Source organism: Chitinophaga sp. LS1 (assembly GCF_034274695.1).
GTDB lineage: Bacteria > Bacteroidota > Bacteroidia > Chitinophagales > Chitinophagaceae > Chitinophaga.
In genome coordinates, this window is the sequence record NZ_CP128362.1 from 8,464,715 (window position 1) to 8,480,405 (window position 15,691).

General features: G+C 40.2%; 13 protein-coding genes. 8 read left to right on the top strand and 5 right to left on the bottom strand.

The window, feature by feature from the left end; translation table 11 throughout:
* Positions 1-273 precede the first annotated feature (273 nt).
* From QQL36_RS34690 to QQL36_RS34700, 3 genes are all read right to left on the bottom strand, one after another.
* Positions 274-1,182, bottom strand: a complete 909-nt coding sequence (locus QQL36_RS34690; protein ID WP_083726899.1) for a helix-turn-helix domain-containing protein — start codon at positions 1,180-1,182, stop codon at positions 274-276.
* Positions 1,183-1,327: 145 nt separating this feature from the next.
* Complete coding sequence (locus tag QQL36_RS34695) at positions 1,328-2,602, bottom strand: NAD(P)/FAD-dependent oxidoreductase (protein ID WP_321568377.1); 1,275 nt, start codon at positions 2,600-2,602, stop codon at positions 1,328-1,330.
* A gap of 13 nt (positions 2,603-2,615) precedes the next feature.
* Positions 2,616-3,308: an SDR family NAD(P)-dependent oxidoreductase gene (locus tag QQL36_RS34700; protein ID WP_321568378.1), complete on the bottom strand. Its 693-nt coding sequence runs from the start codon at positions 3,306-3,308 to the stop codon at positions 2,616-2,618.
* 251 nt (positions 3,309-3,559) lie between these two features.
* On the opposite strand from QQL36_RS34700, the gene QQL36_RS34705 reads away from it, so the two are divergent.
* The 7 genes from QQL36_RS34705 to QQL36_RS34735 all read left to right on the top strand — a co-directional run bounded on the left by QQL36_RS34705 (position 3,560) and on the right by QQL36_RS34735 (position 12,026).
* The gene (locus QQL36_RS34705; RefSeq protein ID WP_321568379.1) at positions 3,560-4,762 is read left to right on the top strand and encodes an efflux RND transporter periplasmic adaptor subunit; all 1,203 of its coding nucleotides are present in this window, start codon (positions 3,560-3,562) and stop codon (positions 4,760-4,762) included.
* 41 nt (positions 4,763-4,803) lie between these two features.
* Positions 4,804-7,947 (top strand): efflux RND transporter permease subunit, encoded by a 3,144-nt coding sequence (locus QQL36_RS34710; protein ID WP_321568380.1) that lies wholly within the window; start codon positions 4,804-4,806, stop codon positions 7,945-7,947.
* 24 nt (positions 7,948-7,971) lie between these two features.
* Positions 7,972-9,369, top strand: a complete 1,398-nt coding sequence (locus tag QQL36_RS34715; protein WP_083726891.1) for an efflux transporter outer membrane subunit — start codon at positions 7,972-7,974, stop codon at positions 9,367-9,369.
* Between the two features lie 583 nt (positions 9,370-9,952).
* Positions 9,953-10,144, top strand: a complete 192-nt coding sequence (locus QQL36_RS34720) for an AAA family ATPase (protein WP_321568381.1) — start codon at positions 9,953-9,955, stop codon at positions 10,142-10,144.
* Between the two features lie 388 nt (positions 10,145-10,532).
* A complete protein-coding gene (locus QQL36_RS34725) occupies positions 10,533-11,183 on the top strand; it encodes an ATP-binding cassette domain-containing protein (protein WP_083726887.1) in 651 nt (216 codons plus the stop codon).
* Between the two features lie 161 nt (positions 11,184-11,344).
* Complete coding sequence (locus tag QQL36_RS34730) at positions 11,345-11,467, top strand: class I lanthipeptide (RefSeq protein WP_321568382.1); 123 nt, start codon at positions 11,345-11,347, stop codon at positions 11,465-11,467.
* Positions 11,468-11,519: 52 nt separating this feature from the next.
* Positions 11,520-12,026, top strand: a complete 507-nt coding sequence (locus QQL36_RS34735; protein WP_320577076.1) for a YkgJ family cysteine cluster protein — start codon at positions 11,520-11,522, stop codon at positions 12,024-12,026.
* A gap of 67 nt (positions 12,027-12,093) precedes the next feature.
* On the opposite strand, the gene QQL36_RS34740 is transcribed toward QQL36_RS34735, so the two are convergent.
* Positions 12,094-13,383 carry a hypothetical protein gene (locus tag QQL36_RS34740; protein ID WP_083726947.1) on the bottom strand — a complete coding sequence of 430 codons (1,290 nt, stop codon included), beginning with the start codon at positions 13,381-13,383 and terminating at the stop codon, positions 12,094-12,096.
* A 57-nt stretch (positions 13,384-13,440) separates the two neighbouring features.
* Here QQL36_RS34740 and QQL36_RS34745 point away from each other — a divergent pair, with 57 nt between their 5' ends.
* Positions 13,441-13,800: an iron chaperone gene (locus QQL36_RS34745; RefSeq protein WP_083726883.1), complete on the top strand. Its 360-nt coding sequence runs from the start codon at positions 13,441-13,443 to the stop codon at positions 13,798-13,800.
* Between the two features lie 56 nt (positions 13,801-13,856).
* Here QQL36_RS34745 and QQL36_RS34750 read toward each other — a convergent pair whose 3' ends face one another.
* Positions 13,857-15,677 carry a beta-N-acetylhexosaminidase gene (locus QQL36_RS34750; protein WP_321568383.1) on the bottom strand — a complete coding sequence of 607 codons (1,821 nt, stop codon included), beginning with the start codon at positions 15,675-15,677 and terminating at the stop codon, positions 13,857-13,859.
* Between the last annotated feature and the right edge of the window lie 14 nt (positions 15,678-15,691).

Consider the following 15,691-nt stretch of genomic DNA (forward strand, 5'->3'; position numbering starts at 1 on the left):
CATTATCAAATGATGGCACTTATGGCCCGATATAATTAAAATCAAATATGGAAAATTAATCTTTAGGCAGTAATTGCTTTAACTCTTTGAAAATATTACTTTTAGATATTATACTGTTAATAATATGCTTAACAGTAAATTTTACCACTGAGAATATTAATGTTATATAAATCCGCCATAAATTGGTGCGAGGTGCGAACCTCCTGGCCCGAATGATGATATCTTTTAACAAATTCCCCTTTTAGCCTATACTGCTCCACATCTTTATAAACCCTATTTAACCGCTCCTTTATACTTACTAGGAGCAATACCAGTATGCTTTTTAAAAAATTTACTAAAGAAAAACTGATCACTAAACTGCAGCTGCGCCGCCACCGTGGCCACTGAGAGACCAAGATCATTCAGCATTATTTTTGCTTCTAAAATCACAATTTCATCAATCATTTCACCACAAGTCTTATTAGTAACTTCTTTTACCATTTTAGTGAGGTGCTTAGGTGTTATATAGAGCGCATCTGCGTAGAATTGAACCCCGCGCTCTTCCCTGAAGTGTTGAAAAAGCAGCTTTAAAAAAGATGTTAATATCTCTTCTTTCCTGGTTAATTTCACTTCTTCATTAGGTCGGTACTTTTTAAATAAAGCAGCTACTTCATAAATAAAAATATTAAACCCATGTTGAACTATCTCCGCCTTAAACGGATGCTCATATGCCGGATCATTCGCTTTATGCAACATTTTTATAACTCCATGCAATGCGTCAGCATCCTCATCGTCCAATATTAAATAAGGATTATTTTGTGGAGAGAAGAAACCATAGGATGATAGATGCTTTTCGCTAACCCGGGACTGTCCAATAAAATCATGTGAAAAGCAAACAACTATTACTATGGATTTATCATCATGATTTTGAATCTGGTGTATAGTATTAAAAGGAATGACGACAAGGCTGTTCTTTTTTACACAGTAATTAACCAGGTTGATTTGAACATCTATTTCCCCCTCAATAACCAACGCAATTGAAAAATGATCTGAACGTATAGGGTTCCCTAATATCTCCTCTTTAGGTTTTACTTCATCACTCCTGAAAGTGAGAAAATCTTTAGCCGGGCACTTATGCCCAATGTCAGTACTGACTTCATTTATCGTATAATTATGAATGGAGGAAATATTATTGGTTTTCATAAACTTAACATGACAATTGACATGAGTGAAAGACCAAATTAATTAAATTAAACCAGATTCTATATTCCTTAACCCTGTTTATGAAACATGATACAAATTAAGTATATCTCAATAAATTAATTACTACTAAAGCGATAATAATGACCTATGCTCTTGAAGATGGCCTGATGATCATACGTAATACCTGGTCTTTTGTAAAATAGGCCAGCATCCAGTTATAAAAAGTTTTAACACGGTTACGATGATTGGTTAAATAGGTTAAATGTATAAACAACCACATCACCCAGGCTATAAATCCATTAAAATGTATTCTCTGCTTTGGCATATCTGCCACCGCTTTTTTACTTCCAATAATAGCCATTGATCCCTTGTCAAAATAGGTAAATGGTTTAAGGGGCTTATTACTATTAATTGCCATTAAATTATAAGCGAGACTTTTACCTTGCTGTATTGCTACCTGCGCTACCTGGGGGTGACCATTGCTATAGTTCGGATCACTGGTTTGCAAAGCGATATCACCAATAGCAAAAATGTTTGAAAAACCATTTACAGTATTGTGCGCATCCACTCTTAAACGGTTTCCATTGCCATAGGAACTTTGGGGAATACCTGGAAATACCTCGCCTGTAACACCTGCTGCCCATATTAAAATTTTAGCTGGAATAATTTCACCCGTAGATAACATTAACATATCATCTACATAATCCGTTACGCGTGCACCTAGCATAATCCTCACCCCCATATCCTGTAATTTATTATAAGTATAGGCTTGTGAACGCTCACTCATTGAAGATAGTAAGGAGTGATGACTATCTACTAAATAGATACCACCTGCATGATCATTCAATTCAGGGTAATCTTTAGGCAAAATACTTTTTGTCATTTCAGCAAGCATACCAGCTATTTCTATTCCTGTTGGACCGCCCCCTACAATAACAATAGTAGTTAACTTTTTCTTTGCAGCAATATCCGTTACCCTGGAAGCTGTTTCAATTTGCTGTAGCAAATAATTACGCATATTTATAGCGTCATCTAATGTCTTCATGGGTAATGCATTTGCTTCAATGTTTTTCAGATTTAAATAATTGCTCTTAGTACCAGTTGCCAAAACCAGGTAATCATATTCCATCTCCCCTACATCCAGCAATACCTTATTCTCTGCAGGTAAAATTTCAACCAGCCGGCCTAAACAGAAGTGAATGTTCTTTTTACCCTGCAACAATTTCCGGTAAGGATAGCTTATACTGGAAACCTCTAAAAAACCCGTAGCTACCTGGTATAACAACGGTTGAAAAAAGTTATAATTATTCCTGTCAATCAATGTAATATGATAACCAGGGGTTTTTACCAGATTTTTAGCCAGGTTTAACCCTGCAAAACCACCGCCTATTATTACCACCTTCTTATGAGTATGTTCCATATTTAACTATTGATTAATGATTATTCTGCATCCATTGAAACAGCGTTCCTTTGTCTTTTGTATTGCCGTCATACAAATCCAGTATTAATGCTCCCAACTCATCCGGATGGATATAATTATTTTTAGCCTTGTTCTTCTTCTTAGGATCTACATATAAATGATAATATTCCATATTTGTGTCCTTTATTTCTTCGAAGAACATTTTTGCCATTTCTTTTTGCATGCATAGTGATAAGCGGGTAAGTTTAGCCAGCTTCCTTTTTAAAGTATGGTCCGTAAAATCGATACTGATGAACATACCTTGCCGGGATTTTTTTATACCCATGATGGATAGCCTTGCAGCAACAAAAAAAGCTGTTATGTTTTGTTCAATAGTACGCTCCCATTCCGTAATTTCTACCTCATTAAGAGGCTTATTGAGTGTAGCACTTTCAAAACAGGCAATACTCAAATCTATTTGACCAAAACGTTCAATAATATCATCCGCCAATTGTTCCGCCTTATAATAATCAGGATAATCAGCCAGCATAGTGATGATTGAACCCCCGTTCGAAATTGTCTCCATTTGTTTGATCCATAACAGATCCTTGGCGCTTTGCGCGAGTACTATAATAATGGCATTTTCTTTCAATAACATTTTTACAATGTTTATCGCTATTACACCAGTACTACCCGCTAAAATCGCGACTTTATTTTTCAATGACATCTTATAAAGATTAACTGCTTGTGAAAACAATACAAATATTGGTATTAAAAAGGGATGTATCCATGTCTGTATGTGGTAACAATATGTCTAAATGGCTCATTCAAATGCAGGCAAATAGTTAAATGCGATATATACACATGCTTTCACTCCTTACAGACATTTTTTAATGATGGTCTAACACTCAACTTTGTGCCATCAATAAAAAAATACGCTGTAAATAATCACATCAATTAATGCATATAAGTATGAAAATGCCAATAAAAATAAACCAGGTACTACTAATCATTCAATTGTCGACAACATTGCTAGTATTAGCTTCATGCGGGAGTAAACCTGCAGCCGCAGGACATGGAGCAGCAGGACCCGGAGCAGGTGGCCCCGCAGGACCTCCCCCTTATAAATCCGCAGCAGTATACTCAGGAGATGCTACCATGTTTTACAGCTATCCTGCTACTATACAAGGTGAACAGAATGTTGAAATACGCCCTAAAGTTGATGGTTTTATTCAAAACATATTTGTAGACGAAGGTGCAACCGTACATAAAGGTGAGCCACTCTTTGAATTACGGAATCCACAATACGAAGCCGCTGTAAGAAGCGCTATTGCTGCTGTTAAGATAGCAGAGGCAGACGTTCAGACTGCAGAAATGGATGTAGAAAAGGTAAAGCCCCTGGTGGAAAGAAAGATCATCAGCGATTACGAGTTAAAATCAAAACAATATGCCTTAAATTCCAAAAAAGCCTCTCTGGCATCAGCCCAGGCCGACCTGGTTAACGCTAAAGTAAATGTAGGTTATACCTATTTAACCAGTCCTTCTAACGGCGTTATAGGAACAATACCCTATAAGGTTGGTAGTTTGGTAAGCAGCACATCGGCAAGTCCACTTACCACGGTTTACAACACAAATAACATTTACGTATACTTTTCTTTAAATGAAAAACAACTACTTGAATTTTCAAGAACGGTAAAAGGCGCAACGCTTAAAGAAAAACTGGCAACCATGGAAGATGTGTCATTAATACTTGCTGATGGCACAGAGTATCCGGAAAAAGGAAGAATCGTTACAGCCAGTGGGCTAATCAGTACAGAAACAGGATCAGTAAGTTTCAGGGCCAATTTCCCCAACAAGCTTGGCCTGATACGCAGCGGAAGTAGTGCGACCATCAAAATACCTGTTAAAATGGAGAACGCTTTGTTGATTCCTCAAAATGCTACATATGATATGCAGGGACAAAAATTTGTTTACACAGTAAACGATAAAGATAATACTGTAAATGTCAGTGTAAGTGTATCCGAAAATCCTATTGGAAATCTATATGTGGTGGAAAGCGGTTTGAAAAAAGGTGATAAGCTGATAGTAGAAGGTGTAGGTAACTTAAAACCGGGTATGGCTGTCAAACCACTACCGACCAATACCGATAGCTTATATGCTGATGCAGGTAAACATAAGTAGGTCAATTCACTGTAATGGTTCACACAAAACTTTAAAATATTATGCTTAAGATATTCATAAAAAGACCGGTCTTATCTACTGTAATATCGGTAATAATAGTAATACTGGGAGTATTAGCTTATTTAGGGCTCCCCGTTACACAATACCCTGAAATCGCCCCCCCTACAGTTAAGGTATCGGCTACTTATACTGGTGCCGGCGCAGACGTAATCCAAAGAAACGTTATTATACCACTGGAAGAGCAGATAAATGGTGTAGAAGGAATGACTTACATGACATCCACCGCCACTAATGATGGTGATGCTACCATCACTGTATACTTTAAACTTGGTACAAACTCAGATATAAACGCTGTAAACGTACAGAACAGGGTGCAAAGGGCCACTAATTTACTGCCTGCCGAAGTAACCAAAGCAGGAGTAACTGTAGATAAGCAGCAAAGTAGTAACCTGCTCATCTTTGCGCTTAAAAGTAATAATCCGTCTTATGACCAGACATTTTTAAGCAATTATGCCAACATCAATCTTATACCGGAAATTAAGCGGATAAACGGCGTGGGCAGTGTAGTTTCATTTGGTACAAAGGACTATTCCATGCGTGTTTGGCTGAAGCCGGATATAATGGCTACCTATGGCATAACCCCTGCAGATGTGAACAACGCGCTTGCAGAACAAAATTTTGATGCTGCGCCCGGTAAATTTGGAGAAAACAGCGACCAGGTTTTTCAGTACACCATTAAATATACCGGCCGGTTGATCGATACCACGCAGTTTGGTAACATCATTATGCGTTCTAAAACTGATGGCCAGTTATTACGATTAAAGGATATCGCCAGGCTGGAATTGGGTTCCCTCACCTATTCTTCTACTATGAATACTGACGATCAGCCCGCAACAGTTATTGCTATAAGCCAAACGGCAGGATCCAATGCCCAGGCCATTATTAAGGATGCCATAGCTACACTTGATAAAGCTTCCGCTTCTTTTCCCGAAGGTGTTAGTTATATACCCTTGTTGAACGCGAATGACTTTTTAGGTGCATCTATAGAAAAAGTAGTACACACTTTAATAGAAGCCTATATTTTGGTTTTCCTTGTTGTTTTTATTTTTCTCCAGGATTTTCGCTCCACCCTTATTCCGGGTATATCGGTTTTGGTGTCTATCATCGGTACGTTTGCCTGTCTCAGCTTGTTTGGCTTTACAATTAACCTGCTAACGCTTTTTGCTTTGGTCCTGGCCATCGGTATTGTGGTAGATGATGCTATAGTAGTCGTAGAGGCGGTACATGCCAAGCTTGATGAAGGTTATAAATCAGCATACAATGCATCTGTTGATGCTATGTCTGAATTGGGCGGAACTATCGTAGCAATTACATTGGTCATGGCCGCCGTGTTTGTTCCGGTTTCTTTTATCAGCGGTAGCTCAGGGGTATTTTTTAAACAGTTTGGTTTAACGTTGGCTTCAGCAATTGTAATTTCAGCGATCAATGCCTTAACGCTAAGCCCCGCATTATGCGCCCTGTTTTTGAAACCACATGAAGAACATAATGGAACCAGAAAAAACCTGCTGCAAAGGTTTTATATGGCTTTTAATACCGGTTTTGATGCCTTAAAGGGCAAATACCAAAAGTCAATAGGCTTCTTAACCCGCAAAAAATGGATCATTCCGTCTGCAGTAGTTCTATTTACCGCATTACTCGTTTTCTTCATGAAAACATCGCCAGGCGGTTTTGTGCCCAATGAAGATCAGGGAACCATCTTCGCTGATATCAGCTTACCGCCGGGTAGCTCTCTTGAAAAAACCATGCAGGTTGCCAATATGGTAGACAATATGGCGAAGAATATACCTGAAGTTGCTAACCGGGCAAAAATAACCGGGCAAAGCATTATCAATGGTACCGGTAGCAATTTTGGATTGCTCATATTTAAGTTAAAGCCGTGGGATAAAAGAGAGGGGGTAAAAGTAGATGATGTGATTGGCAGGTTATTTGGAATGACCGCCGGAATAAAAGATGCAAAAATCATCTTCTTTGCACCACCAACTGTACCAGGCTTTGGTAACTCAAGCGGGTTTACCATTGAACTGCAGGATAAAACAGGAGGCAGCGTTGAAAATTTCAGCAAAGTAGCCGGTGGCTTCCTGGGAGCAATTAACCAACGTCCGGAAATCTTATACGGCGCTACTGGGTTCAATCCTAACTACCCTCAATATTTAATGAATATAAACGTAGCCAAAACAAAAGAAGCCGGCATTTTACCCAGCGATCTGATGTCAACTATGCAGGGGTATTACGGTGGTATATATGCTTCTAACTTTAACCAGTTTGGTAAACAATACCGGGTTATGATACAGGCTGATGCTAAATACCGGAGCAATTCACAGAGCCTCAATAATGTATATGTTAAAAATGCATCTGGTAACATGGCGCCTGTGTCCGAATTTGTTACCCTCACTTCTGTTAATGGACCACAAAGTTTGTCAAGGTTCAACCTGTATAATAATATATCTGTTATCGGCAGTCCCAAACCCGGGTTTAGCAGCGGCGATGCACTTAATGCTGTGAGAGAAACTGCGGCCCAAACCCTGCCTGCCGGTTATACTTTTGACTACTCAGGATTATCACGTGAAGAGGTAAATTCTGGTGGACAAACAGTTTTCATCTATATACTTTGTATAGTGTTTGTATTCTTTTTACTGAGCGCTCTTTATGAAAGTTATATTATACCGTTTGCTGTTCTATTATCCCTTCCTGTAGGCTTGTTTGGCACTTACCTTTTTGCAAGGATCATGGGGATAGATAACAACATATATATGCAAATATCTGTAGTGATGCTCATTGGTTTACTCGCTAAAAATGCTATCCTGATAGTTGAGTATGCAGTTGCAAGGCGAGAGAAAGGTATGACAATTGTAAACGCCGCCATTGAAGCTGCCACAGCACGTTTGCGGCCTATATTAATGACGTCACTTGCGTTTATTGTGGGCCTGATGCCGCTGATGTTCTCATCTGGTGTTGGTGCTGCCGGCAATCGCTCTATTGGCACCGGTGCTGTAGGCGGAATGCTAGTAGGAACAATATTCGGTGTATTCATTATTCCTGTCCTTTACATCATTTTTCAAACATTACAGGAAAAATTCAGCGGAAAAAAGAAGCCAGGTGAGGTGGTAATTCCTGCATTAGATTAATGATCATTAATTAAATTAAACAACATGAACTTAAAATATCTTACACGTACAGCTGCTGTAATTGCAGTGGCTGTACTAATATTGCCTGGATGCAAAATAAGGCAGGCCTACATACGCCCTGCTGTTGAAACAGATAGCCTGTACCGCGCCGCATACACTACAGATACAGCTACCATCGCAAATTTATCCTGGAGACAGATGTTTAAGGATGACAAATTGCAGGCTTTGATACAGGAAGGCATTGCCAATAATTACGATTTAATAATTGCCGTGGCCCGGATCAAACAAGCCGAAGCCAACTTGCGTCAGGCCAAAGCAGCATTTTTACCCACACTAAGCGTTGAACCACAGTACACGAAGCAAAAAGTTGCTGCTACACAAGGCGGGAACCTGGGTTTTACACCAGCAAACGTTTACGCGGTTCAAGGCAACGCCAGTTGGGAAATAGACTTGTGGGGAAAATTAAGTAGTGCCAAAAAGGCTTCACTCGCATTACTTTTACAAACTTATGCCTACCAACGGTCTGTTCAGACGAAACTGATTGCCGACATTGCTACCAACTATTATAACCTGTTGGCTTACGATAAGCAACTGGCTATAACTGTGGAAACTGTGGATAACCGTAAAGAAGATGTAGAAACTAATAAAGCATTAAAGATAGCTAATCGTGTAAATGAAGCATCAGTTGCACAAAGTGAGGCCAACCTTTATGCGGCCGAGGTTACCATACCCGATCTGCAAAACAGTATTCGCGAGACTGAAAATGCATTGTGCGTTTTGACTGGAAGACATCCTGGTACAATTCAAAGAAACATGCTTGATGGGCAAGAGGTAGACACTACATTACAAACCGGTGTGCCTGCACAATTGCTAAGCAACCGCCCTGATGTACAACAGGCGGAGTATAATGTCAGGTACTATTTTGAGCAGATCAATGTAGCCCGCGCTTACTTTTATCCCACTCTTAATATTACAGCCCAGGGTGGTTGGCAATCGGCAACCGTTGGCGATCTGTTTAAAAGCGCTACCATTTTTGGTAATGTTGTAGGAGGTTTAACACAGCCAGTATTTAACAAAGGACAGAACAAACAACGGTTGCAACTTGCGAAAGCACAATACGAAGAGAATGTGGCAACGTTTCAGCAAACAGTACTTGATGCCGGTCGCGAAGTTTCTGACGCGTTATACAACTACAAAGCAGTTCAGGATAAAGCCTTAACACGTAAGCTGCAACTTGATGCCTGGTTCAGATCTGTAGATTACAACCGCGAACTACTTAAAAACGGTTACGTCACCTATACCGATGTTTTAACATCTGAACAGTCCTATTTATCTGCACAATTAAGCGGCGTAAACGACCGGTTGCAACAATTGACATCATTAGTAACGTTGTACAAAAGTTTAGGAGGGGGATGGAAATAAGCTTGTACAGATAGGTAATGTCCAATTTACACGCCCGGACTAAATCCTGACATCTATTTATACTACCCTCGAACTTTAACCAAACTATATTTACTCAATTTAGTCTAACAACCCCCTAAATAAACCCGATCCTGCATAATCTGGTTCGAGGTTATGATACCTGGGACCGCAAGGAAATTAAACGAGGCTGTATTTCTTAAGTAAGATACGGCCTCGTTTTATTCAGATACCTAATGGAGATAGGTAGTCCTTTAAGCACTTCTGAGGAGGTTTATTTATTTTTATTACCGATGCTTTAAGCTAGATACAATGACCGTAATAGCTTTTTCAAAGAGAATACACCACATAAAAAATTTATCATATATAATGATACCACTCTATCAACTCAAAAGGAATGGTGGTCTGGACAAAAGCGGTATTCCAGAAAATAATCCATCCTGGCGAGAATAGTCTTTCATTCACTGAAACCCAATTTATTGATTTGTAAACCTGAAATTCAATTAAATTCAGGGATTATAAACCTGGAATTTATTGCAAATTCAGGTTTATGAGATCTACATTTGCTATATAATTCAGCCCGAAAATGATTAAAAGATATATATATGATCAGATTATCAGCAATCTCTTCAAAGGGAAAGCCATTATCATTACCGGACCCAGGCAGGTAGGAAAAACCACTTTGCTTCAGGCAATTATGGAACAGGCTAAAGGAAAAGTACTTTATCTCAACTGCGATGAGCCGGATATCCGACCAATGCTGACAGGTACCCATTAAGGTCGACGAAAATGGAACACTGCAAAAACACAAACTGACGGGTAAGTAAAATGATAAAGAAAAGTACCACTAGCAGGAGTAGTTTAATGATAAAATTGTTATTTATCTTTTGCAAAAGGTTTATACTGCCCTCCGTGCTGTTCACAATAGTATGCTGTTTAGTTATCTGGAGATTTCAGTTAACGAATACAATAGGGGCTATTATATGGATGAAAGCCCTGAGTAACCTTGTATTCTATTTCCTGTTAAAGACGTATAGAAGTAATGAATATTATTTCTTTTACAATCTAAACGTGAATCCAAACAAACTTTATATTTACACGTATCTATTAGACTTCTTATTATTTGGCATACTGGCTTTCCTTACCTCACAAAATTCAATAGCCCGATGAATATATTAGAAGTTGATAGTGTAACATATAGCGTCATGGGGAGACAGATACTTTCGGATGTATATATAAAAACACAAACGGGTCGTATAACGACGCTGATAGGAAGAAATGGCCAAGGTAAATCGTCTTTATTTAAGGTGATCTATGGTACTGTAAATGCGGAAAACAAATCAGTAAGACTGAATAATACCTACTTGCGGAATGATCTGTATAAGGTGAAAGGTCTGATAAACTTCCTGCCACAATCTTCCTTTTTACCTAAAGCGCTTAAAGTAAAAGAAGCTTTTGATTTTTTCTCCATGGAGACAAGTGATTTTTTTGAATACTTCCCAGAGCTGAAATTTTCAACAGCGGACAGGTTAGGCCAATTATCAGGTGGTGAAACCAAGCTGATAGAAGCCTTCCTGGTTATTCGCTCAAATACGCTGTTCACCATATTGGACGAACCGTTTGTTTATCTGATGCCAATTTATATAGAACGATTAAAAGAAATAATCAGTCACGAAAAGAAGAATAAAGGGTTCCTGGTCACAGACCATTTAGTACGTGAAATATGTGATATCAGCGATGATATCTATTATATAAACACAGGAAATGTTTGTTTGACTAATGTGGAGAGGCTAAACAGACTCGGGTTTTTCCTATAAATACATTGTCAGGTTCAATTCAATTGAAATGTTATAGCTACAACATAGCTATATCCGGACAACTATTACTATAACTATTGTAGGATCAATATAAACTTTTGGATCCATCGCGTCAAGTCTGAAATTCGTATTAGAGTAAGGTACAATCTCTAAAAAGAATCATGAAAAAGAAAATTAAACTCAACAAGAAGAAAATCGCTGAACTGGACAAACAAACTGCTTCTCAGGTTAAAGGTGGTGGTACTACTTCAGACTGCACAGTAACGATGAAAGAACCTGAATGATTTGATTGTGTATCAGTTTCTATTTTCTTAAAAATTCACCTACCTTCGCAGCTTGAAACTGACTACCACACTCACAGAAATCGCACGCGCTGCGGAAGAAAAGGAAGCTGAAAATCTCGCATTCAGATCATACCTGCAATCACAAAACTCAGATGACATAGATGAACTTGTACAGGAACTGGATACCCTCATCACCCCACAAATAGACTGCACCTCCTGTGGTAATTGCTGCCGTAACCTCATGATCAATGTTACGGAAGATGAAGTCACTGCATTAGCTACACATCTCAACACCACCAATACCGAACTCAAGGAAAAATATATCGAAACCGGCTCCAGCAATGACATGATGATCATCAACACCATCCCCTGTCATTTCCTGCACGAAAGCCGCTGCACCATCTACGAACACCGCTTTGCCGGCTGTCGGGAATTTCCGGCACTGCACCTGCCAAAGTTTAATAAACGACTATTTACCACTTTCACTCATTACAGCACCTGTCTCATCATTTACAATGTAGTAGAAGAAATGAAGAAAAGAGTATCATTTCATGTGTAATGTAGTAGAAGAAATGAAAAAAAGACTGGCATTCTAAACCGCTTTATGCAAACCAAATCCCTTCCAACTAAAACGCCTCATTCAACCCCAAAAAGAACCCCTTCGCTCCAAACTTACCCCAGGCATAATCCAGGCACAAATTCGTCCTCGTCAGCTTATTAAACAACACCCGCAAACCCGCACCACCACCCGGCTGCCACACCTGAAACAACTTTGTCCCTGATGCATCATTCGCCGTCTGCATATGAAAGAACGCCACCCCACTCAGGAACTTATTCCTTAATATCGGAAACCGATACTCTACCTCCGAATAGTTATACTGCGTCCCCTTAAAATACCCTACCGTATACCCCCTCCCACTTCTAAACGACGGATCCTTGCTCGTACCCGGCAATTCCAGGTAAGGAATATTCCCCGCTATCAAATAAGATCCCCAGTTCCAGAACGCGACCACATGCTCCGGATTCCGCTGCGACAAACTAAAGTATTTTCTAAAATCAGATGTAAACTGCAACGCATTCCGCGTACTCGCCAGCCAGGTTTGATTCAACCTGAAACCCGCATCTATATACATCCCTTTATATGCCCGGTTCTGATTATCCCTCGTGGTATACTGTACATTGAACAACAACCCGTTTGCCATATAGTGATCCCTGTGAAACCCATGCCTGTCACTATAAATATCATAAGGCGTATTCCCTGAAGTATCTGTTTCTGTGAGTTTTCTCCTGATATCAAATGATACCCCTGCTCCTAAAAACAAATGCGGCACCACCTCCTTATACACCTTCTCCCTGAAGTTATAAAACTGCGCATGCAGTCCCCGTGCCTTACGGTCAGGATTTGCCAGCTGTTTATCCGTTTCACTACCCGCAGGATCTATCCCTATCCCCAAACCATAATCAGGTGTCACCGTTTTTGCAGCTACCAGGTTCCCCTGAAAATTCCATTTATTCCCCGGTGTGTAGATATTATGACTGATGTAGAAATAGATGATCCCCTTTGTAGTGATAGATGCTGAAGTGGCTCCTACCGATAATAAAGTATTCGGATCATTACCCAGCTTCCTCCCGGCTACCGCCTTGATACCAATCTGTGACCCAATACTGGGATTGGATGCGATATTCGGAACAATGATGATACCTGAAGGTTTCTTATCCGGATCCCTGTGCACATGAAAAATATCCCTGACGAGATCGGTAAAGTCAAATTGCGTTTCCAGCCTTTCAACGACTACAGGGTTATTCAAATGAACACGCGAAGAATCACCCTTCAGCGTATCGGCAGCCGGTACAGGTACCTGGCCAAATGCACTGGTACAACAGCCTGCCAAAATGAACAGAAACAGGCCCTTCAATAAAGCGGTTTTGTAAAGAGGTAACATTAAATTAGCGGAAACAAATTTTAAACCAACATGATAACCAACATGACTGTCACCGAATATATCTCTTCGTTTCCCACTCACATCCAGGCCCTGCTACAACAGGTACGACAAACCATACAACAGGCTGCCCCTGATGCTACAGAAACTATAAAATATGCTATACCTACCTTTGTACTAAATGGCAATCTGGTGCATTATGCGGCATTTAAGCACCATATTGGGTTCTACCCTGCCCCTACAGGCATCAGGGCGTTTGAAAAGGAATTAGCGCCTTATAAACAGGGAAAGGGGTCGATCCAGTTTCCCCTGGATCAACCCCTTCCCCTGGATCTTATTACTAAAATCGTTATTTACCGTGTAAAACAAAATGCCGAAAAAAAGAAGAAATAACTTCCCCTCTAAAGTAGATGCCCCCTCTAAAGTAGCCTCTCCTCTAAAATTATCCCTTACCCCTTTTTAAGTTCAGCTACAGGTATGGAAATTATCCTGCCTACCGGCCTGCCCTTTTTAAAACTGACAACCCTTAGCATTACCGCATCTTCTGGCAGCACAAAAGGCCCCTTGTATAATAAAGACTTTATATCCGGGAATGAATTATCCACACTATAATGCATTTCCAATCCATCTATTTCAGGAATAAACGTACACACACCTGACTGCAGGGTTACATCCGGCTCATACATACAAGGTGCATAATTAACGGTATCTCTGTCTAATAACTTCATATGCTGCTCTACCTTCTCTACAAAACGCGGCCAGTCTTTCTTTGATGCCGGACTCCACAAACTCTCCGCCACCGCCAATCCACGTGGCCAGGTCATATATTCTACCTTGCTGAAATCGAAGATCTGCTCTGTCCACAAATTCGCCTGCCCACCTAAAACATAGGCTGGATCTACACCAGCAGGTACCGGGTTGAATGCATACACCTTCTTCAATCGCAGGTTTTCATACACCTTTGATTCCATATACTTATTTCCCTGCACATAGTCAATGTATACATAGTTGTTCGGGGTCATCACCACCTGGTGTTTCAAACGGGCGGCCTCTATTCCCCCCTTCTCGCCCCTCCAGCTCATAATGGTAGCATTTGGTGCCACCCCACCTTCCAGGATCTCATCCCACCCTATCAGTTTCTTACCTTTGGATGCAACAATCGCTTCTACTTTCTTTTCAAAATAAGCCTGCACCTCTTCATAGTTTTTCAGTTTTTCCTTCTGCATCAACGCAGTCACATTCGGATCTTTCTGCCAGTAATTCTTCGCACATTCATCACCACCTACATGTATATAACCAAAAGGAAATAAACCCGCTACCTCTCCAAAAACCTTATCCAAAAACTTATACACCTCTGGTTTGGCAGGATTGAGGGTATTATCATACCGGGCTACTATACCATGATCCGTCCAATCCATGAAACCCTTTTCACCTGAATACACCTTGTAATTCACTGCATCCTTTGTACCTGACAACTCCGGATAGGCCACTACCGCCGCCATAGAGTGACCAGGAATATCTATTTCAGGAAGGATATCGACATACTGCGCCTTTGCATATTGTACAATGTCTTTTATATCCTGCTGGGTATAAAATCCACCATAGTTATACTTTGCATCTTTTCCAGGTGCTGAAAACTCACCGTAATAACCATACTTTTCCACACACCATGCACCTACTTCTGTCAACTTAGGATAACTCTTTATTTCTATACGCCACCCACCATCATCTGTCAGGTGCCAATGCAGCACATTAAATTTGTAAGCAGCTATTTCATCAACATACCGCATCACTTCTGCTTTGGTAAAGAAGTGCCTGGATACATCCAGCATCATGCCTCTCCACCCTACCACAGGATAATCCCTGATTGTCAGGTAAGGCACATCCGGCGTTACCAGCAACTGCCGCACTGTCTGTAACCCATAAAACAATCCATTCTCTTTATTCGCAGAAATATGAATACCATCCTTATCAATTTCAAGCAGGTAGCCCTCTGCACCAATTCCACTATCTTCTTTTTTCAACAGGGTCAGGGAAATATTAGTTGTATTCAAACCCGTTATATTCTTCCTGCAATCCGCTTCCAGCTGTGCCTTCGCTAATGATAAGGAAGCACTCTTAACATCTGTCGTCCAGCTAATGTCCTGCCCCAGTGCCAAAGTGCCACTATGAACTTGCATAGATACAGGCTCAGGAATAATATTCAGTTGTTGTGCATGACTATTCATGTTGCAAAACATTGCCAACATCATAGAGGTAAGTAATCTCATACGTGAACTCTTTA